20 protein-coding genes are annotated in these 21372 nt (G+C 39.2%); 8 read left to right on the plus strand and 12 right to left on the minus strand.

The window, feature by feature from the left end; translation table 11 throughout:
• Positions 1 to 493 precede the first annotated feature (493 nt).
• From FJR11_RS16635 to mutT, 3 genes are all read left to right on the plus strand, one after another.
• Complete coding sequence (locus tag FJR11_RS16635; RefSeq protein WP_168505652.1) at positions 494 to 1450, plus strand: RNA polymerase sigma factor, RpoD/SigA family; 957 nt, start codon at positions 494 to 496, stop codon at positions 1448 to 1450.
• A gap of 238 nt (positions 1451 to 1688) precedes the next feature.
• Positions 1689 to 2033, plus strand: a complete 345-nt coding sequence (locus tag FJR11_RS16640) for a DUF760 domain-containing protein (protein WP_168505654.1) — start codon at positions 1689 to 1691, stop codon at positions 2031 to 2033.
• Positions 2034 to 2130: 97 nt separating this feature from the next.
• Positions 2131 to 2550, plus strand: coding sequence for an 8-oxo-dGTP diphosphatase MutT (gene mutT / locus FJR11_RS16645; RefSeq protein WP_168505656.1), 420 nt, complete (start codon positions 2131 to 2133; stop codon positions 2548 to 2550).
• 187 nt (positions 2551 to 2737) lie between these two features.
• On the opposite strand, the gene FJR11_RS16650 is transcribed toward mutT, so the two are convergent.
• From FJR11_RS16650 to rimP, 8 genes are all read right to left on the minus strand, one after another.
• Positions 2738 to 3256: a DUF29 family protein gene (locus FJR11_RS16650; protein ID WP_168505658.1), complete on the minus strand. Its 519-nt coding sequence runs from the start codon at positions 3254 to 3256 to the stop codon at positions 2738 to 2740.
• Positions 3257 to 3888: 632 nt separating this feature from the next.
• On the minus strand, positions 3889 to 4203 hold the full coding sequence (locus FJR11_RS16655) for an RNA-binding protein (protein ID WP_168506349.1): 315 nt from the start codon (positions 4201 to 4203) through the stop codon (positions 3889 to 3891).
• A gap of 261 nt (positions 4204 to 4464) precedes the next feature.
• Positions 4465 to 4713, minus strand: a complete 249-nt coding sequence (locus tag FJR11_RS16660; RefSeq protein WP_168505610.1) for a hypothetical protein — start codon at positions 4711 to 4713, stop codon at positions 4465 to 4467.
• 320 nt (positions 4714 to 5033) lie between these two features.
• On the minus strand, positions 5034 to 5207 hold the full coding sequence (locus tag FJR11_RS16665; protein ID WP_168505660.1) for a hypothetical protein: 174 nt from the start codon (positions 5205 to 5207) through the stop codon (positions 5034 to 5036).
• A 31-nt stretch (positions 5208 to 5238) separates the two neighbouring features.
• Positions 5239 to 8349 carry a translation initiation factor IF-2 gene (gene infB / locus FJR11_RS16670; RefSeq protein WP_168506351.1) on the minus strand — a complete coding sequence of 1037 codons (3111 nt, stop codon included), beginning with the start codon at positions 8347 to 8349 and terminating at the stop codon, positions 5239 to 5241.
• Positions 8350 to 8790: 441 nt separating this feature from the next.
• The gene (locus FJR11_RS16680) at positions 8791 to 9060 is read right to left on the minus strand and encodes a YlxR family protein (RefSeq protein ID WP_168505662.1); all 270 of its coding nucleotides are present in this window, start codon (positions 9058 to 9060) and stop codon (positions 8791 to 8793) included.
• A 132-nt stretch (positions 9061 to 9192) separates the two neighbouring features.
• On the minus strand, positions 9193 to 10470 hold the full coding sequence (gene nusA, locus FJR11_RS16685; RefSeq protein ID WP_174763098.1) for a transcription termination factor NusA: 1278 nt from the start codon (positions 10468 to 10470) through the stop codon (positions 9193 to 9195).
• Positions 10471 to 10611: 141 nt separating this feature from the next.
• On the minus strand, positions 10612 to 11073 hold the full coding sequence (gene rimP / locus FJR11_RS16690; RefSeq protein WP_168505664.1) for a ribosome maturation factor RimP: 462 nt from the start codon (positions 11071 to 11073) through the stop codon (positions 10612 to 10614).
• Positions 11074 to 11395: 322 nt separating this feature from the next.
• On the opposite strand from rimP, the gene FJR11_RS16695 reads away from it, so the two are divergent.
• Positions 11396 to 12388, plus strand: coding sequence for a zinc-dependent alcohol dehydrogenase family protein (locus tag FJR11_RS16695; protein ID WP_168505666.1), 993 nt, complete (start codon positions 11396 to 11398; stop codon positions 12386 to 12388).
• A gap of 133 nt (positions 12389 to 12521) precedes the next feature.
• Complete coding sequence (locus FJR11_RS16700; protein ID WP_168505668.1) at positions 12522 to 14699, plus strand: pentapeptide repeat-containing protein; 2178 nt, start codon at positions 12522 to 12524, stop codon at positions 14697 to 14699.
• A gap of 98 nt (positions 14700 to 14797) precedes the next feature.
• On the opposite strand, the gene FJR11_RS16705 is transcribed toward FJR11_RS16700, so the two are convergent.
• Entirely contained in the window at positions 14798 to 15001 is a 204-nt protein-coding gene (locus FJR11_RS16705; RefSeq protein ID WP_168505670.1) for a hypothetical protein, read from the minus strand.
• A gap of 184 nt (positions 15002 to 15185) precedes the next feature.
• On the opposite strand from FJR11_RS16705, the gene FJR11_RS16710 reads away from it, so the two are divergent.
• Positions 15186 to 16058: an S-methyl-5'-thioadenosine phosphorylase gene (locus FJR11_RS16710; protein WP_168505672.1), complete on the plus strand. Its 873-nt coding sequence runs from the start codon at positions 15186 to 15188 to the stop codon at positions 16056 to 16058.
• A gap of 38 nt (positions 16059 to 16096) precedes the next feature.
• On the opposite strand, the gene FJR11_RS16715 is transcribed toward FJR11_RS16710, so the two are convergent.
• The 3 genes from FJR11_RS16715 to sat form a co-directional block, all read right to left on the minus strand.
• Positions 16097 to 16693 carry a Uma2 family endonuclease gene (locus tag FJR11_RS16715; RefSeq protein WP_168505674.1) on the minus strand — a complete coding sequence of 199 codons (597 nt, stop codon included), beginning with the start codon at positions 16691 to 16693 and terminating at the stop codon, positions 16097 to 16099.
• 154 nt (positions 16694 to 16847) lie between these two features.
• Positions 16848 to 18959, minus strand: a complete 2112-nt coding sequence (locus FJR11_RS16720; RefSeq protein ID WP_168505676.1) for a caspase family protein — start codon at positions 18957 to 18959, stop codon at positions 16848 to 16850.
• A 77-nt stretch (positions 18960 to 19036) separates the two neighbouring features.
• Positions 19037 to 20218, minus strand: coding sequence for a sulfate adenylyltransferase (gene sat / locus FJR11_RS16725; RefSeq protein WP_168505678.1), 1182 nt, complete (start codon positions 20216 to 20218; stop codon positions 19037 to 19039).
• A gap of 264 nt (positions 20219 to 20482) precedes the next feature.
• On the opposite strand from sat, the gene FJR11_RS16730 reads away from it, so the two are divergent.
• Together FJR11_RS16730 and FJR11_RS16735 are read left to right on the plus strand one after the other, a co-directional pair.
• A complete protein-coding gene (locus FJR11_RS16730) occupies positions 20483 to 20932 on the plus strand; it encodes a Panacea domain-containing protein (protein ID WP_168505680.1) in 450 nt (149 codons plus the stop codon).
• A complete protein-coding gene (locus tag FJR11_RS16735; RefSeq protein ID WP_168505682.1) occupies positions 20922 to 21344 on the plus strand; it encodes a hypothetical protein in 423 nt (140 codons plus the stop codon). The genes FJR11_RS16730 and FJR11_RS16735 overlap by 11 nt, the downstream gene beginning before the upstream one ends.
• The last annotated feature ends 28 nt before the right edge of the window (positions 21345 to 21372 follow it).

The following is a 21372-nucleotide window of genomic DNA, read 5'->3' on the forward strand; positions in this document are numbered from 1 at the left end:
AATCACAAGAATCATAGTTCAGACGTTTTCCTCATCCTAATCAAAATAATCCTAAAAATCATAGTTTAGACATTGTTAAGCAATTGTTACAAAAGAATCATTATGGTTATCATTGAGATATTTTAACAAATATGAGGAAGCTATTTCTTCGCTAGAGAATTGATCTTTATCCCAGTAAATGTATGTTGTTCAGTAATTTCAGACTCTTAGGTGATCTCAAATTACTGCCAAAGTGCGGGTTTCCCGGTAGTCAACTTGTTCTCATAAATGTTACAATTATTAATATTCTCGAAAACACAAAAAATGTTTGACTTGCTACTGTGTATCTAACTATAGATACTTGTGGAAACAAGGAGACAGATGTAACGTTTAGTAGTGAAGTACCTAATTTCCCAAATATGGGCAACCTGAGTTTATCGGGTGCGACAAATCTCAAAACATTATTTCGTTAACGACCCTATCAGCAAACCCACCATTACCCAAGAGTAGCGCCATGAAGACCGCTCAATCAGCCACCGACCTCGTGCGGACTTACCTGCGTGAGATTGGCCGTGTGCCACTTCTCACCCACGAAGAAGAGATTTTTTATGGTAAACAGGTGCAACGATCTACTGCTTTGCATGAGATCCGGGAAGGTCTTGCTACCCAGTTAGGTCATGAACCAAGTGTAGAAGAATGGGCAACAGCCGCTGATATAGAAGTATCAGAATTAAATCAGGCGATCGCTGTTGGTGAAATCGCTAAACGGAAAATGGTAGAAGCCAATCTCCGCTTAGTGGTTTCCGTTGCCAAAAAGTATATTAAACGTAATGTTGACTTACTTGATCTCATTCAAGAAGGCAGTATTGGAATGCAACGGGGGGTAGAAAAATTTGACCCCACCAAAGGCTACAGATTTTCAACTTATGCCTATTGGTGGATACGCCAAGCCATTACCCGTGCTATTGCCGAAAAAGCCCGGACTATTCGCTTGCCTATTCATATTACGGAAAAACTCAACAAAATTAAAAAAGCCCAGCGGCAACTATCCCAAGGACTAGGACGTGCGCCCACAGTAGCAGAATTATCCCAAGAATTAGATTTAACACCCAAACAGGTGCGAGAGTATCTAGAAAAAGCCCGTCTGCCATTATCCCTAGACTTGCGTTTAGGAGATAACTATGACACCGAACTTGGGGAAATGTTAGAAGACACAGGGGCAACACCGGAAGATTTTGTCATGCAAACTTCCCTCTCCTATGACTTAGAAAGGATCATGTCAGAACTCACTCCCCAACAAAAGGAAGTCATTAGTCTCCGCTTTGGCTTAAAAGATGGGCAATCCTTAACTTTGGCTAAAATTGGTGAAATCCTGAATATTAGCCGGGAACGAGTCCGACAAATTGAACGTGAAGCCTTAAATAAACTTCGGAAATCTAAAGCCACTATGAATGAGTATCTTGCTAGTTAATCAGTTGTTAATGGTCAGTTATTTTTTGCTTTGTGGGTGGAGTTTCCCCACCCATACTCACTCAATAGGTGAAAAACACTCCCATTTTGGTACGGTTAAACCGACCCTCTCGAAAGGAATAAGCTGTTAGATTAGTTGGCATGAATATATAATAGTCAACTAAATCGAATAAGCAATAACTATCAGTTATTCCAGTCACAAACACCATCGTTAGTAGTGGCAGTATAGGAGGTCAAACGTGAGTAACCAATCCAATAGAGTATCAGAATTTTTTAATAGTGAGTCGGAAACAAGTAATTTATTATGGCAATATGTTAAATCATTAAGTCCAGAAACAGTTAACCAATTATCTAAACCCACTTCTACGGAAGTTTTGCAGGTAATGGAACGGAATATTATCGGACTTTTAGGAAATTTACCTTCTGAACAGTTCGGGATTACTATTTCTACTAATCGGGAAAATTTAGGTCGCTTATTAGCATCTGCGATGATTAGTGGTTATTTTTTACGAAATGCAGAACAAAGAATGGGTTTTGATGTGGTTATGCAAGGAGTAGAAGCTAACAATAGCGAAGTTGAATAATATCTTTTTAGGAAAATTCTCAAAATAAACATCAACTCGGTAGAGATATAATTGGTCTACCGAGTTTTTTTGTTATTTATTGGTAATGGGTAATTATATGAATGAAAGTAGTTCTATTCCTCATAAAATTATTGGTGTTGCTGTTATTTGGAATGACCAAAAACAGATTTTAATTGATAAACGGCTTCCCACTGGTACAATGGGTGGTTTGTGGGAATTTCCGGGGGGGAAAATTGAAGTTGGTGAAACTATTCAAGAATGTATTAAACGAGAAATTTCGGAAGAGTTAGGCATAGAAATTGCGGTTGGAGAACATTTAATTACTATTGATCACACTTATGCTCATTTGCGGGTGACTTTAACAGTCCATCATTCTCAACATTTAGCGGGTGTTCCTCAAGCCATAGAATGTGATGAAATTCGTTGGGTAAGTTTAGAGGAATTGGATAATTTTACTTTTCCAGCAGCCAATGGGGAAATTATCACGGCTTTAAGGAAATATCATCAGGAAAATTAATAAATTAGAGAATGTTTGAAAGGTCTAAATTAATACTAAAATTGGCGATTAGAAAGCGCGTCTACACAGGCAAAACTCACATACGTGGGTTAAAAAACCTGAATTTTCAGTTAGACTTTGTTTGTGTAGTAGCGTTCGCTTTAGCGTGCCGGAGAATCTATTGTATTCGCCGATAACTTTTAAAACTTCATCTTTTCCCTAACTTCCAATCTTCACCACCCGGTAATTGAGTTAAATAATCATCAATTACAGCCGGTAATTCCTTAACTGAGTATTCATAAGTCAATTTTAATAGAAATTTCGATTCATTAATTATCTGTTCTTTATCTACCATTTCTGCAAGTTGAAATGGACTGTAAATACCATTCATTACCTCATCACTGGCATCACGAATAGCTTCTTCAAATTCTTCTTCTAGTATTAATTCCCATTCAGCTATCTTGACATAATAAGAAATTTTATTATCCTGCAAATTTATTTTCCTAATTTCTCGAATTGAACCACGAATTGAATTTGCCCAAGAATTAGTTAAACGTTGTTCTACTTGATTCTTAATCAGATGAATCATTAATCTAACTAAAAAGGATTGAATATTTCTTAAAATCGCTTGTCTACCCATTCCCTCCAACTCATCTACAATACCTAAAGCATCTGCATAACGCTGTTCTAAAATACTATTTCTGAGGTCTATTAATTCCTGTGTCATTTTTGTATTAACCTCAAATTAATTCAACACATCTACCCAAATTATACCTGAATATGCCAAAATAAACATAAATATTTTTTCGGGCATCTGTAACCGATAGTTTGGCAAAAGGGTCATAAATTACAGGGTGGGAGATACGTTATAGAGGATGACCTTCAAAACCTAACTCACGCAAACGCTTATTTCTAATGAATATTCACAAAATAGGCATAACACTATTCATAAATAAAACCGCTTTTTTAACAAAAACAAAGTTTATTTTTAAAATGAAAAGTAGCAATCTATTAACAGTATTTGTTAGTAATAATTTTCTACAATAGTTAAAAAAACTTTTATAAACTTTTATAAAAGGTGCAAGTAAAAAATGTCTAAAACCGTTGCTGACAGAATGAGTCGTGACCTACCACAAGGACTTTAGGCTGCAAAATATTAAATTTAGCTGCGCGTCAGCTTATCCTTTTCTGTCCTGAAACTCCCTTAAAAGAAGGTATCCAAATTCTCGCAGAAAACCGAATTAGCTGCTTACCGAATTGCAATTTAAAAAATTACGATCAAAAAAATTACCTACCCCGCGACCGGAATAGGTAATTTTTTAGCATTTAATAACTAAAAAGACTTTAGTTAAACTCAGCTTAGTAGCGACGACCGCCGCCGCCGCCGCCGCCACGGTTGCCACCGCCACCACCACCGAAAGAACCTCTGTCTTCCTTGGGTTTGGCTTTATTCACTTTCAGATCACGACCCATCCACTCAGCACCGTCTAGGGCTTCAATAGCGGCCGCTTCTTCAGCTTCTGTACCCATTTCCACAAAACCGAAGCCGCGCAAGCGACCAGTCTCACGGTCAGTTGGAAGTTGGACGCGCTTTACAGAACCGTATTCTGCAAACACTGCACTCAGAGCATCTTGTGTAACTTCGTAAGAGAGGTTACCCACGTAAATTGACATAGAAATATTTCCAAAATCATAAGAGTGTAGAGATTTAGATTTCGGAGAAAAGTCTGTAAATACCAAAAGGGAAAGCCTGTCAATACTAACAACAAACATTACCGCCGAATTAATTCCCAACTCCCTTATCATTACACAAGAAATCAGAATTGTGGGAGAAAGTTTAAAAAATGTTGTAAAAAGTCATATTTGTTCTTGATAAGCAGTCATACCCACAAATTACATCTTTTAATTAAGCCCTCAGCCCCGAAAGCGCAATCATTAATAAGCTAAAGTTTCTAAAGTCTCTCGCAAGTACATTTGTACCTGCTGATCTAAGCGTAAACTTTGTAATTGGGCATTGCATTCTAATTGCCACCGCTGAAAACCGGAACTAGCAGAGATCACGTATTTGAGGTTATGCCAAAACTGAGTATTAGCAGATAATTGGGGATCTATACGCTCACCGCTGGCATCGCTTTTGATGTCGTGCTGATGCGCGTAATTGCTAGAAGTTGGAAATTGAGCCATAATTCCTCATTCCTTATTTTTCACTTCCAGAGTCAGACAATTTGGGCTTGGGTATTTTAGATTTAAGATTGGTAATTTATTTTACCCTCAAAGGGGGTAATACTTGAATCTAGTCACCCAAACCTAAAATTGGAAAATTTTGCTTAATCTTTTCTGAAGATAATGGGTTTCTACCTGAAAATTCTGTCTCATTGATCACTAAATGCGGAATTTTCTGCGAGAAATTTCTAAAACAATTTGTTTTTAATTAAACAGGGAATTTTTTTAAAATTTATAGCAAACTCAGGGGGTTAAGACATGAATGGATAATAAAACTCCGACTAAAACAAGGTTTTACTTCTTTCTTCTTCCTTCCTTGTTTCTTCTTCCTTCTTTGCTTTTTCTTCCTCCTGACTCCTGACTCCTGACTCCTGACTCCTGACTCCTCTGAGACGGAGTGCTGAGTTTACATTATTTGAGTGTTGAACTCGAAACAGTCTCAATTCAACACTCATCAACTCAGCACTCAACGCTGGATGCACGTCACTACTTAGTCATAGTCAGAGTCCGACGTTTAGTTACCAACTGGTAGGATTCAATGATGTCATTTTCCACCCAGTCATGGAACTTATCAATACCGATACCACACTCATAACCTGAGTTGACTTCGCGGGCATCTTCTTTCATCCGTTTGAGGGAATCGAGAACACCTTCGTAAACCACCTTGTTATGGCGACGGACGCGCACTTTGCAGTTACGAACGAGCTTACCAGATTGAACATAACAACCGGCAACTGCACCACGACCAACTGGGAAGACAGCACGGACTTCTGTTTGTCCCAAGGGTTCTTCCACCAACTCTGGTTCGAGTAGACCTTCCAAAGCACCTTGGATATCTTCCAAGAGTTTGTAGATGATGTTATATTCCCGGACATCTATACCTGCTTCATCAGCCGCTTGTCTAGCGCCACTGGCATAAGTGGTGTTGAAACCAATGATAACAGCGTTACTGGCAGCAGCCAAGTCGATGTCTGTTTCGGTAATTTCTCCAGCCGTAGCCAAGAGCATCCGAATTTGGACTTCGTTTTGAGGAATTTGGCGCAGAGAGCCGATAATAGCTTCCACAGAACCTTGCACGTCGCCCTTGAGGATCAAGTTGAGTTCTTTCAACTCGCCTTCTTGTGCTTGTGCTGACAGGGTTGTGAGAGTGACACGACCTTGCAACAAGCGGGATTGACGTTGTTTGTCGGCGCGATCGCTGGCTACAGAACGAGCTTCTTTCTCGTTTTCATAGACCTCGAAATCATCACCAGCAGCAGGGACATCACTTAAACCTAATACTTCCACAGCAAAGGATGGACTAGCAACATCTACACGCTTGCCTCGATCATTCACCATAGCGCGGACTTTACCGAAGGCTGAACCAGCGACCAGCATATCTCCAACGTGGAGAGTACCGTTTTGAATCAGCAAGGTAGCAACTGCACCTTTCGCTTTATCCAAATGAGCCTCAATGACTGTTCCTTTTGCGACCCGATCTGGATTAGCGGATAGTTCGGCTACTTCCGACACCAACATAATCATTTCTAGGAGGGTATCGAGGTTTTCGCCCTTAATGGCGCTGACGGGAACCATGATAGTTTCACCACCCCAATCTTCGGCGGTGAGACCGTAATTGGTGAGTTCCTGTTTAACCCGTTCTGGCTGTGCGCCTTCTTTATCAACCTTGTTGATAGCAACAACAATGGGAACGTTTGCAGCTTTAGCGTGGCTAATAGCTTCGATAGTTTGGGGACGAACACCGTCATCAGCAGCTACGACTAACACGGCAATATCTGTCACCCTAGCTCCTCTGGCACGCATCGCTGTGAAAGCTTCGTGACCAGGAGTATCGAGGAAAACAATCTGCTGTGGTTTGCCTTCATGGACGATATCAACATGATATGCGCCGATATGCTGGGTAATACCGCCGGCTTCTCCAGACGCAACTTTAGTTTTGCGAATAGAGTCGAGGAGAGTGGTTTTACCGTGGTCTACGTGACCCATGATGGTAACAACTGGGGGACGACGAATCAGGTGAGCCAAGTCAGCCACGTCAATCATTTCTGTGACTTTCCGAGCTTCAGCTTCTCGTTCGACGATTTCGACTTCTACTTCTAGTTCTTTGGCTACTAAAGTAATGGTCGGAATATCCAGATTTTGGGTAATGCTGACGGCCATGCCCTTCATAAACAGGATTTTGACAATCTCTGTATCGGCAATTACTAGGGACTCAGCTAACTCTTGGACTGTTAATGGCCCAGTGACAGCTAGTGTGGCTGGACGATCTGGTTTTTGCTCTACATTATTTTCTTGCCGACGATTGTGATCACGGGAAGAACTAGATTTTTTGCCTCTGGTGGTGGGAGCAGCCACAACCGCTACGGTTGGCGCACCGGAGCGAGTCCCTTTGGGTTTGGGAGGACGGGCAATGGAAAGACTAACTTGAACTGCTGTGGACAGTTCTAGACCGTCTTCATCTAAATCATCTTCATCTAAATCATCGTCGAGGATTGGTTTGACACGTTTGCCCTTGGGTCCAACCTTAGCCTTTTCTTTGATTTCATCAATGATTTCTTCTTCTTGCCATTTTTTGCCACCTTTGTTCAAACGTGGGGGGGTGGGGCGTTTTAAATCCAGGAGATCGGGTGCAACTGGTATTTCATCCGATACTTCCTTTTTCGCTCCGCCCGCATTATGTCTGGGTGGAGTCGCAATAGGCATAGCGGCCACTGCTTCACCGGGACGGGCTGGTCTAGGACGTTGAATGTCCCCGCCAACGGATGGTCTACCACTGCGCTGTTCTGGTCTTGTTGGGGCTGAAGGATTAGCCCGCGTGGGTTTGGGTGGTGCAGATGGTGAACCTTGGTCAGTTGAGGGTTTACTGACTTTACTTCTAACTGGCTGCCTATCTTCTTCAACGCGCTGTGAGCGATCCCGCTTGAGGACAGGTTTTTCCAATGATCCTATCTGCGGCTCGGTTTCTAGCGGGTTTGTCCCATCTGGTCTAGAAGGGGGAGAAACCAATTGGGGTTTTTGAGGTTTCTCTGGTTTTGGTCTGGGAGTAGATATTTTTTCTGATTTTTCCGCTGTTACCTTCTCTGGGATTGGTTGAGAATCAGATGCCTGATCTGGCTGGGTAACATTAGGTTTGAGCGGAGTCTCAGATTGATTCCGGGGGACTGGTCGAGTGGGTGCCGTCGGCTTCATGGGTGAGACAGGTGTAGCGAAAGGCTTTGGAGGTGAAGGATTATTAGCGTCAGTGGCAGCAGTAGCAACTGAGGCATCTGGTGTGTTGGTGGTAGTGTTTCTCAATATTTTCGGTTTGCGAATTTCCAGAATTTGCTGTTTGTGATTGGCGCTCCCTTGTCGGTTTTGAGCGCCGTTTGGGGATGAATTTGGTCTATGGCCGTTTGTACTTTGTTCCTTTTTCGAGGCTAAATTCGTAGCAGCAACTTTTTCGGCTGCGGTACGAATTTGTTCAGCTTCTGATTCTGAAATTGTACTACTATGGCTTTTGACCGCAATGTCGAGCTGGTCGCAAATTGCTAATAGCTCTTTATTATCCAAATTCAATTCCTTTGATAACTCATAGATTCTAACTTTTCCGTTGTTCATCCACTCTTTCCCCTTTAATTTACAGTTTTAACGGATGGTTGCCTGGTTTGTGACATCTCCACCCTTAGATCACTGTTTTTTCGGTTGCCCTTGGTGATATTGCCGGTGCCTCCAGTTAGGAAAGAGAGATGTTTCGGTTTAATGCTGGCATCTCCACCAAAAATGATGGTTAATGCCGAACTGCGCTTTTGCGCTACCAGGTTGCCATTTTTGTTTTTTTTGTTTTGCTGATTTGTGAGTCTTCCAGAATACAATCAAGAAAACGTTTTGGGGAGTAATGCTTTGTGTCTGCCCAAAAAAGGAAGATCAAAATAGCGGTTTACACCCATTTACTATTTTGGCACTAACTTGAGCGATACTAAAGGTTATGATGAGAGCGCGAATGGTTCGGCTGTTGTCATCAAACCTCCTTAGAGATTATCGCAATTTTAGTTGTTACCATTAAATACGATCTTGGGGATTACCGTAATTTAGACGTTGCCACAATGTTTGATACACCGTATCTGGCACTGTCCCATGCAGCGATCTCCCTAGTCTATTTTTTTTCTGAGCTGCTTGCAGGCAACCCTCTTGGGGACAGATGTAGGCAGAACGCCCCATGCCCTGATCTAATTGTACCTTTCCAGATGGAAAGACGCGGACAATCCGCCAAAACTCTTGTTTCAAGTTTACTTGACGACAACTAATACAACGCCGATAGTTCGGTTTCATCAGTCTTTTGCCAGATTAAATCAGATATCTTTGGGATGATAAACAATGTATTTTTAAGTACCTGTTTTATTGGTCAGGGTTGGTGATTGGTAAGATCAATATGCCCTTACACCCTTATGACAACTGTAGGAATTAATCTTCCTCCCTATTGTCAAATCTATCTTCATCTAATTCTAATTCTTCTTGGATTTCATCTTCTCGTTCGTTCATATCATCTTCATGATTTTGTGATTGATATTGCGCTCTCACCGCTGCAAATTTAGTATTTTCGGCTGCTTCGTCATATTTAGCCTGATCTTTGATATCAATTTTCCAACCGGTCAGCCGGGCTGCTAACCGCACATTTTGCCCTTCTTTACCAATGGCCAAACTAAGTTGATCTTCAGCCACTAAAACGTGGGTTTGGCGGCTTTCTGGGTCCATAAGTCTGACTTCATCCACCCGCGCTGGACTTAAGGCATTGGCAATATAGGTAGCTGGATCTGGAGACCAGCGAATGACATCAATTTTTTCACCGCGTAATTCATTAACTACCACTTGGATTCTTGATCCCCGCGCACCAATACAAGCCCCAACGGGGTCTACATCTCGATCTAGGGTATCAACGGCAATTTTTGTCCGGGGTCCAACATAACGAGAAGGGGGATTAGCTTCTCGCGCTACAGCCACAATTCGCACTACTTCATCTTCAATTTCTGGGACTTCGTTGGCGAATAGATAAACTACCAAACCGGCATCAGCACGAGATACCATCAATTGTGGCCCCCGTTGCTGCCCTTGGGAAACTTTTTTCAGATATACCTTAAAAGTTGCATTAGCCCGATAGTTATCGTTGGGTAGCTGTTCTCGTTTGGGTAATTCTGCTTCTACTTCTGATTGTCCAAATCCGCTACTAACTGCCAAAACTACGGATTGGCGTTCAAATCGCAATACTCTGGCTTGTAAAACCGTGCCTTCTAAGTCTTGAAACTCTTCCTGCACCATTTGGCGTTGTTGATCTCGCAATTTTTGCGCCAATACTTGCTTAGTTTGCATGGCTGCCATGCGCCCAAATTCTCCTTGATCTGGGGTGACATCCAAGACTACAGAATCTCCCAGTTGGGCTTCTGGGGCTACTTGCTGGACTTCGTCTAAGGAAATTTGATGATCAGTGTTATTAACTGCTTCAACAATGGTTTTGGTGGAAAGAACCCGAAATCCTTCGCCCTCAATATCCAGTTCTACTTCAAAATTATCAAAATATTCTTCATCAAATTGTCTGCGTTCTAAATTTTGGGCGCGACGATAACGTTCATAGCCCTTAATTAAGGCTTCTCTAATAGCTGCTTGTACAGCCAAACGCGGTAAATTTCGTTCTTGACTAATACTTTCGATTAGCTCTTTTAATCCAGATAAGGTCACCATTGACATACGCAGTCTCCTAAAATTTTATGTAAGCATTCAGCACAATTAGATAACTGGTAAGAAGTAATTGTTTTTCTTTTCTCCAATTACTCCTGACCAATTACCTTTTTACCAGTCCCTAATCCAAAGTCTAAAATCTAAAATTGATTAGCGACGCTCATCCATTTGTACTCTGGTAATGAGGTCACGGGGAATTTCCACTACACGACCTTTTTGATTAAGGTAAACTGTTGTTTCATCCCGACGAATCAATAGACCTATCCACTCTTGCTGTTGTTCGTAGGGTGGGGAAGTGGAAATAACTACAGGAAATCCTTTGAAGGAAATAAACTCCCTGTCTGTTACCAGTTGCCGTGAAATACCAGGACTGGATACTTCCAATACGTAAGCGTCTGGAATGATCTCTCCCGCATCTAATGAGGCTTCTAAGGCACGGCTCATCCTTTCACAATCATCCAGGCCAATGTCCTGTAGAGGATTAAAGATATCTACCCGCAAGACTGGGGGACGTTGGTTTGTATGAAAAACTATCCCAACAATTTCCAATCCTAGTTCTGCTGCTACTGGTGTCGCCAAATCAATAATTTGTGGTATTAAAGGATGAGTCATGGGAGAATTCAATAAAAAAAGTGGGCTTCAACCCACTTCCTGCGATAGGGATATCTTCCAAGAAGTCTTGTGACGAACTGCATTAGTTCGCCCCTAAGATGAGTGTAGCGTATTTCTTTGGTTAGTCATGACAGACTCTAAAAAATTGGTAATTGGTAATTGGTAATTGGTAATTGGGAAAATCCCTATTCCCTAGCTTGTGATTGTAGTTAAAGCAGAGATCGTAAATTTTTGTAAACAAAACGGAGTCGCTATCCTAATTATTGAAGGTTATTCATTTTTTGTAGTTTTACTTAAATAAGTACACTGAGGAGAAAAAACCATGAAAGCAATATTAATGACAGCAGCGGGTAAACCAGAAGTTTTAGAGTTACAAGAAGTTAGCCAACCCATAGCAACAAATAAAGAAATTTTAGTTCGGATCTTAGCGGCTGGTGTTAACCCTATTGATACCAAATTACGGCAACGGGGGACATTTTACCCTGAACAAATGCCAGCTATTTTAGGATGTGATGGTGCGGGGATAGTAGAGGCTGTGGGTACTGATGTGCAAAAATTTGGCGTTGGTGATGAAGTATATTTTTGCTATGGTGGTTTAGGTGCAAAGCCAGGCAATTATGCTGAATATACCACTGTTGATGAACGATTTGTGGCCTTCAAACCTAAATCAGTTTCTTTTGCAGAAGCAGCCGCAGCACCTCTGGTGTTAATCACTGCTTGGGAAGCTTTATATGAACGGGGAAGACTTGAACCAGGTGAGAAGGTATTAGTTCATGCTGGTGCTGGTGGTGTTGGTCATGTGGCTATTCAATTAGCTAAACTTAAAGGTGCAGAGGTAGCGACTACAGTTAGTTCTTTAGAAAAGGCCAAGTTTGTCACTAAAATTGGTGCTGATCAGGTCATTCTTTATCAAGAAACTGATTTTGTCAACTCTGTATTAGACTGGACTAATAATCAAGGTGTAGATTTAGTTTTTGATACTGTTGGTGGTGATATTTTTGAAAAATCTTTTCCCGCAGTGCGAGTTTATGGAGATATTATCACTATTCTTGAACCCAAAGCTAACACTGTTTGGAAAGTTGCTAGAAATAGAAATCTCCGCATTGGTTTAGAATTAATGCTGACACCGATGCTGTTAGGAAATGTGGAAGCATTAACACATCATGGGGAAATTCTGCAACAGTGCGCTACTTGGATAGATGAGGGTAAGTTAAAAATTGCAGTTAGTCAGACGTTTCCCTTAGCAGAAGCAGCAAAAGCACACGCTTTAGTTGAAACTGGTTCTATGCTGGGTAAGGTTGTTTTATTGAATTAATAATTAAGTAGGAAATTTGTTGAGATTATTTTATAAATTTAGATATTTACAAAGATGGGGAAATACTCAACTTTGGCAAATAAAAAACACGATTAAACAAATAAATTCATTATCTGCGGAATCAGAAAAAAGCATGATATCTAAATCCGCATTTATATGGTTTATTTGTATATGCGCTATAGTTATATTTTTATTTCCTATTCCTACTTTTGCAGTTCAGAATGAACAAATCAATTTAACTTGGGAATTGTTACAAGAACGAGTTAAATCACCAATTTTGCGAGAAGGTAATTTAACTGTAGATTTAAGAAAAATGGTAATTGATTTACGTCCTGAAAATGCTATTTTTCGGGATAATTTTTACCAATTACTCAGAAAAGAATTACAAAAAACTGGTGCGAAGGCTTTAGGTTTAGATTTGAGTAATTCTGTAATTGAAGGTGATTTTTCTGGGAGTGATTTGGGTTTAAGAACTCCTCTTTATGCTCAAGGTATAGCCCAAATTTTTACACCTATGGAACAGGAACAACTAGAAAGTCTCCGTTCTGTATGTTTACAATCTTTAGCAGTGGCTTTTCCTAATGCTAAAGATTGTAAATCTTTGTTGAGCAATCAGTCAAATAATTCTAGCAATATTGCTGTGTTCCGTGGGGCTTTAATTATGGTAGAAAGCCGTTTTAATGGGGAGGTAAAATTCCCGAATACGTTCTTTCTTCAGTCTGTAAATGCTCAAGGAGCAAATTTTTTAAAGCCTACTAATTGGGATGAATCTAGATTTGGTAGAACTGTGAGTTTTAGTGGTGCTATTTTTCACGCACCTAGTAGTTTTCAAGGAAGTATTTTCTTTGAGAAATCTAATTTTCAAAATAGCAAATTTCTAGATTCTGCTAATTTCCAAGGTGATGTATTTTGTAATGATGCAAAATTTACTCAAGGAAAATTCCAGCAATTAGCAAAGTTTAATAGTAGTTCTTGGCAAGGAAAAGCTAATTTTTCTAGTGTGATTTTTAATAATCAGGTACAATTTAATAAGGCTAATTTTTATCAATTTCTATTAATGAAAGACGCTGTTTTTAAACAAGTGCTGATTTTTAGAGAATCTGAATTTAATCAATCTGTTGATTTGCAGGGTGCAAGTATTCTTAATCAAGCTGATTTTAGTGATGTTAAGTTTGCAGAAACAGCATTTTTAAATGTTCCTGGGTTGGTGTTTAATTCTAACCAAGCGAAAATTTTAGGTAATGTGGGGGAAATTGGCAAAAAAATGATTGTCCCCACATTAAGAGGTAATCAAACTATTTTGCGGAATTTAAGTCAAAATTTCCGGCTTCAGCAACAGGTTAGTGACGCAAATCAGTTGGAATATACAAAACAACGTTTAAGATTAATTGAATTGAGTAATCAGTTAGTAGCTGTTAATATTAATACTGCTTCTGTTAATAGGTTGATAAATTTGGGTTTTTCAGCAACCCAAGTGACTGAAATTATCCAAATTCGTAAAATTAAACATTTTCGGAATATCAGCGAATTACTGGTTTTACCAGATGTGGATTTAGAAATATATAATCAGTTAAGTGATAAAATTATTGCCATTGAACCTCTAGTTCTAAGCGGTTGGTTAGTTAAATCTTTGAGTTGGTTATTATTAAGTTTATTATTATTATTAAGTGGCTATGGTACAAATTTTTGGTTAGTATTTGGAGTAGGTGGTGTAGTTATTTCCTGTTTTGGTGTATTATTTTGGTTAGTTGATCGCTATCGTCGTTTGTCTCCTGTGCCAATTATTCCTAGATATTATGAAACTATTTGTATATTATTTAGTTTTACCTGTTTAATATCTGGTAGTTTATTAGCAATTTTCCGGAATTCTGGTAGTCCTTGGTTAACTCTACTTTGCTTATTTATCATCATTTTTCCCATACCAGGGATGTTAGTATGGCGACTTTATCAACAGGGACGTTATCATGATTTAATGGATATATCCTATCTAACAGAAGATGGGACATTAAGGCAGTTAAGATTATTAATTGGGAGATTACCAGTTATTCCTAGAAATCCCAGTTTTCGGGAAAGATATATGCCGCTATTATGGGATAGACGGTGGAATTGGTTGAATTATTATGATTTTAGTTTGAATAATTTGGTGCGATTAGGATTTAATGATATTCGTTTACGAGATGAACATTTACCGGGAATTATCTCTACTCTAGCTTGGTATCAATGGAGTTTAGGCTTACTTTATATTATTTTAGCTGGTTGGACTCTCTCGCGGACTATTCCCGGATTGAATTTATTGATTTATCTCAAATAAATTAAAGATCCCTAATTTTTCTAAAAGCTTAGGGATCTTGTATAAGTATAATTGAGGATAGCTGTACATATTTTCTTTGATTTATTTAGCAATAAAAATTAATCTATTACTTTAATAAATCCACTGCGTAAGCCGTCAAATACACGGGTAATTTGTCTGCGTTCATTTTCGTCTAATCCTTCTTTTGATAGGAGAGTAGACATGAGTAGCTGCTGATCTTGTCGCGTAATTCTGCGAATAGAAAATATGCGTTGCAATACTGTTTCTAATAGCATTTGACCGGAGTTATTATGATTCCACATATTCTTTACCAAAAATTTATTTTTTATCGCCTATAAAACTAAGGTATATTAATTCAGATATTTTTTGTACTCGTATGTCTACGGAATTATGAAAATCCAGTATTTATAGATTTTGTGCATCTTTAACTAAGCGGATTTACAGTAAAATTACCTGTTAGACCAATTAATCACAAGGTTGATAATTATGGCTGTAGCTAAGATTGGAATCATTGGTGGGAGTGGGTTGTATAAGATGGAAGCACTTAAAGATGTGGAGGAAATAGAAATTTCTACGCCTTTTGGTTCACCGTCAGATGCGATTATTCTCGGAACTTTAGAGGAAACACGAGTGGCTTTTTTAGCGCGTCATGGTCGTAATCATACGTTGTTACCTTCGGAGTTGCCATTTCGGGCTAATATTTATGCCATGAAGCAATTGGGGATAGAATACCTGATTTCTGCTAGTGCTGTGGGTTCTTTGAAGGCTGAAGCTAAACCCCTGGATATGGTAATTCCCGATCAGTTTATTGACAGAACCAAGAATCGCATTTCTACCTTCTTTGGTGAGGGGATTGTGGCGCATATTGCTTTTGGTGAGCCGATTTGCAGGAATTTAGCTGGGGTTTTAGCTGAGGCGATCGCTTCTTTAAGTTTACCAGACGTAACTTTACATCATGGGGGAACTTACGTATGTATGGAAGGCCCCGCATTTTCCACTAAGGCTGAGTCTAATCTCTATCGGAGTTGGGATGCTACGGTGATTGGGATGACAAATGTACCGGAAGCGAAGTTAGCACGAGAAGCGGAAATCGCTTATGCAACCTTGGCGCTGGTGACGGATTATGATTGTTGGCATTCCGATCATGATAGTGTGACGGTGGAAATGGTAATAGGTAATTTACATAAAAATGCGGCAAATGCACAAAAGGTCATTCAAGAAACTGTGCAGCGGTTAAGTGCAAATCCCCCCTCTAGTGAGGCGCATTCGGCTTTGAAGTATGCAATTTTGACAAATTTGGAGAAAGCACCAGCAGCAACTAAGGAAAAGCTTAGTTTGTTGTTGGATAAGTATTTGTAAGGAAATAGGGGGGAAAGATAAAAATTCTTTCTCCATCTCTATTTTATTTTTTCTCGAAAGGCGATTGCTGCATCTAAAGGATAATCTGCAATGACATATTGTGCTAACATTGTTAAATCTAAATCTGGTAATAATTCACTTTTTATAAGCAGTTGATAACTTTCATCGTGTAAATGATAAACTGTAAATTGATTATTAATAAAAAACCAAACTTCCTTGATACCCAATCTTTTATAAACTTCTAATTTATCAATACCTCCACTACTAAAAACAATTTCAATTGCCAAATCAGGAAACTCTTTTTCTGTACCTATACAATAAGATTCATCTGGTTCTACTCCTCCTCTTTTTGATTTTTTGCGGAAAGTTGTAGAACCGAGGGGAAAATAAGGAATGCGTTTTTCTTGAAAGTAAATTTCTAGTAAAGATCCAGTAATAGTTTTTCGAGTTTCGTGGCGACGATTTGGTGACATTAATTCTATTACTCCGTCTAAATATGTAATTCTATATTCTAAGTTGTCACCTAAATCATTAAGTAAGGTTTCATAACTTTCCCAACTCACACCAGTTATAATTTGTCGTTCTTCTGGATCTTGTGCTTGCAGTATTTCTGATAATTCTTGAAGTAAAACCATAGTAGTTATTAAGACGGAATTATTGCTAGTTTTATTATACTTGGTTTGAGGGTTTATTGTTGATTAATGAGTAGGAGTAGCAGCTTGAATCCTGACTCCTGACTCCTAGTCCATGACTTACGTCACGCTACGCTTCGCTATCAGCAAACCCTACCTAAATAACCTGAAAACTAAAGTTCAAACTTGCCCAATTATTAACATCCAAAATATAGGCATCATTAGCAGTAATATTAATATCAGTTTTGACTTTACTAGCGTTATGTAAGTCTTGTAATAAGGCTTGGCTAACTTCTAAAGGGTTAATTAGGGGACTAATAGCTTGTTGATCTGTGGTAGGTTTAGCAATAGCCAATGCAGTGAGAGTTTCTTTAAACGGTGCTGTACTCAGAATTATTTGGTGTTCACAAAAAGTAGAACGAGTAGGAACTAACCAACCAGGTATAGGTTGATTATTTGGAATTTTCAGGCTTTTTCCTGGAGGAATTAGAATTTCTCTTAATTGAGGTTTGCTGGGAATATCTGTTGCGGGAAAAACTTCCCAAGGATAAAAAGCAAAGGCACTTTGGTTATTATTTAAAGCCACTAACATTAAATATATAGGGCGATCGCTCAAATTTTCAATTCCATATTGCAACCGACTACCCACCGCAACTTTAGGAATAGTTGTTCCTGGATTGCTAGGTATTTGATAGGTATTATCTATGCTAGTATTTCCCAAGGTGTCCCTAATCATAACGACACGGGGTACAATATTGTTGACAGTTTCTAAGGTCACTCTAACTGGTAAAAGTGAAGTACCCTCATTTTCTGTAAGTTGCCATAACTTTGATGCTAACAGCGTAGAAAATTTTGGTGTTAATCTCTGCACTGCTACCTTTACCGCTTCCCCAACTTCCCCCACTGTATTAATAATTAGTTCACCACCAAGGGAAAAAAGACCATAACGGCTGGGTATTTGGGCAACTTTACCAAATACATAATCAGCACTTTCTTCCGTAGTAATAATATTAGCAATACGACTAATAGCTGAAAAAGCACTGGTAGCATCTACCCGTTCTATTCTTTCTAAACCCTGATCTAAAGCCACGTTAACATGAAGATTTCGGGGTAATACGCGGATAGCTTCTTTAACTATTTGTCCGACTTGGGGTAACTTGATAATTTCTTTATTCGTAAATTGGGCTTTAGCTATTAACCCACTCCGTGATTTGACAATTAACTCTTCTCCCGTATCCAGACTTAAGCGAGAATTTACGCCATAATTTTCGAGAACTTGCGGAGGTAATCCTCCTAACCATAACTTGAATGTTTTGCTATCATCTTCAATTGCTTTGACTATCCCCACAGCCCTGAAATTATCAATGGGGAAATAATCAACAATTAACGAATTTTGAGGATTTTTTTGCTCACTTAATAGACTGAGTTGTTGTTTTCCACCCAGCTTATACATAGAACTACCCACATGAGAGAGGAGAATTTGGATTGTTTTAGCTGGGGTAGTTTCCCATAAATATTGAGTTAAAGCGTAGGTAAATAATCCTGCACTCCAATTAGAAAAAAGTAATTCTCCTGCTTGCTGATTTGGTTCTGAGGTAGCGTTAAGAATCAGGGGATTATTAATAGGTGATATTTTGGTTTTCAGTTGCTGAATTAACTCTAATTCTTCTATTTGTAAAGTTGCTAATGATAATTCTGGACGGGTGCGAATTCGCAAACCGCTGGGTTTTAATTCCCTAGAATGATAGTAACTAGTATCTAATACCGCTGTGACTCGATTCGTAGGGAGCGATCGCAATAACAGTAACAGGGTTTCTTCTAATAAATAGGCTTCAGATTCTTTTCCTTCATCAACAGGAACTATGGCATTTTGGAATATTCCCGTTCCCAAATTCACGCGAGTCCCATAGCCGGAAAAATGGAAAATTACCACATCTCCAGGTTTAGCTTGCTTACCCAAGTGATCTAAAAAAGCATTTTCAATAAATTTTTTGCTGGCTTGTTCTTCAGTTAAAGTCAGAATATCTGAGGCTGCAAAACCAAAGCGATTAATCAACAGTTCTGTTTGCAATTCCACATCAGTGACACAACCCCCAAGGGCGGAACTTTGTGGATATTGATTAATACCTATCAATAATGCCAACTTACGCGAGTTAGATTGTGCTAAAGCTTGGTAATAGGGATTTCCCAAACTCAACCACTCAGTCTCAGCTAACCCCAATGCCGCTAATAAGCCGCTAATTTGCTGTAAAAACCTACGCCGTTTCATAATTAACAGTCAGACTCTAGCCCAATAGCTAATAGCTTAAAGGCTAAAGTCTATAGAGTAAAGTTTCTAATCTTAACCTAAACTAATACAGGTGCAATTTGCATAGCCCGGGTTAACTCAGCCGCAACTTCTGGACGAGAAAATTCTGGTGGTGGTAATTCACCCCGACGTAACATTTCCCGCACCTTGGTTCCCGACAGGTGAACCCGTTCCTCTGGTTTGCTAGGACTGGTTTTAGTTGTAGCCATTTGTTTGGTGCGCTTGCAGTAAAAAGCGTGTTCAAACTTCATTGGCACAATCCCCAACTCTTCAGGGGCGAATTCATCAAAGATATATTGAGCGTCATACGTGCCGTAGTAGTCACCTACACCAGCATGATCACGTCCCACAATAAAATGTGTGCAGCCGTAATTTTTCCGCACTAGAGCATGGAAAATTGCTTCCCTAGGCCCAGCATAGCGCATGGCTGCTGGATTAATTGCCAAAATTACTCTATCTACAGGGTAATAATGTTCTAGTAAAATTTCATAACAACGCATCCGCACATCAGCGGCGATGTCATCTTCTTTAGTTGCCCCTACCAGTGGGTGCAAAAATAGACCATCAACAGTTTCTAAAGCGCACTTTTGAATATATTCATGGGCGCGGTGGATAGGATTGCGAGTTTGGAAACCCACAATTGTTTTCCAGCCTTTTTCTCGGAACATTTCCCGTGAAGCCGCCGGATCAATTTGGTAGCTGGGAAAATGGGGATGAGAGTCCCGTTGTAATAACCAAATATCACCAGCTAAGTTGATAGAACCTTGGTTATAAACTACCTGCACCCCAGGGTGTTTAGCATCATCAGTGCGATAAACATTGATGGCTTCCTGTTGTTTGTCGTAGGTATACTTTTCTGTTAGTTCCAATACCCCAATAAACTCGCCTCTGGGGTTATCCAGACGCACTAAACCGCCTTTTTGTAGAGGGGTTGCTACTTCTTCGGTTACAGACAGTGTAATGGGAATTGACCAGACAATACCGTTAGCTAACCGCATTTCTGTGACGACTCGGTTATAGTCCGCTTGGTTCATGAAACCAGTCAACGGACTAAAACCACCAATGGCAATCATTTCTAAGTCAGAAACTGCTCGTTCATCAAGTTCTACACGCGGTAAAAAGTCAGCTTTGGAGAGAAATATTTCTCTTTGTGCTGGAGAAGCAACCCGGTTAATTAACTCTCCACCGTGGGGGGCAATGGCATCTGGATGATAACTCAACGTAATTTTTCCCTAATTGTTGCAAACTATGTACTAAGTTACCAAATTATTGGTACACATTGTTAAATTTCTGTGAACTTTTTTCCTTTGCCGGTCGGGAAGGGTGAGATTGGTATGATTGAGAAGATTTTAGAATTTTAGAGTAGAATATTAGTACGTAGATACTAAAATTACCAAGTATTTCTTATTGAGTAATAAAAAGTGATTTTTTATACTATTTGCCAGAATTGATATTTGTTGATATTGAGAGATGGGAGAAAAATTATGCTAAGTAGTCATGATATTGCTAAATATTTTCTAGCTCAAACAGACGAAGATGCCGGAGATTTAATTTCTAATCTTAAACTGCAAAAATTACTTTACTACGCTCAGGGTTTTAACTTGGCACTGTATGATGAGCCTCTGTTTCCTGAATCTATTGAGGCATGGACACATGGACCTGTAGTGCCTGAAGTTTATCATGAATATAAAGACTTTGGTTCTAATGCGATTCCTATTCCTAATAATGTTGATTTCTCAAAATATGATCAGCAAACTCGTGAACTACTAGATGAAGTTTATTCTGTGTATGGTCAGTTTTCTGCATGGAAATTATTAAGTTTAATTCATGAGGAAGAACCTTGGAAAGATGCACGTCAAGATAATCTAATTATCAGTCATCAAGCTCTCAAAAAACACTTTAATACTCAGCTTGTAAATGCAAATGAGTATTAAAAAAAGATTTAAACCACCGCAAAAAGAACAAGGAAACAAACTAGCTGCTCCATTTGACAAACGGGAAATTCCCCCAGAACAACAAACTCCGACATTTTCTCTACGTTATCTAGAAGGTGAATATTGCATCACAAAATGTGAAAAAGATGATCAAGCTGCATTTTCATTAAAACTGTATAGATTAAGTAAATTAACTTGGAGTCAAATACAGTCACAAGATAGACATAAACTTGGTTATGAGAAAATTTATAGAGATGCTATAAAAGCACCAATTCCTAATTTTATTACAGAAGATGTAAATTTTATTGCTTTTCGATTCTCTGGTATGAAACCAATGGTTGGCTATAGAGATGGAACTATATTTTATGTTATTTGGCTCGATAGGAATTTTACTCTTTACGACCATAGTTAATTTATGATTTTTACCTGTCACTTGCTTG

It is taken from the genome of Anabaena sp. UHCC 0187, from assembly GCF_009712035.1.
GTDB lineage: Bacteria > Cyanobacteriota > Cyanobacteriia > Cyanobacteriales > Nostocaceae > Dolichospermum.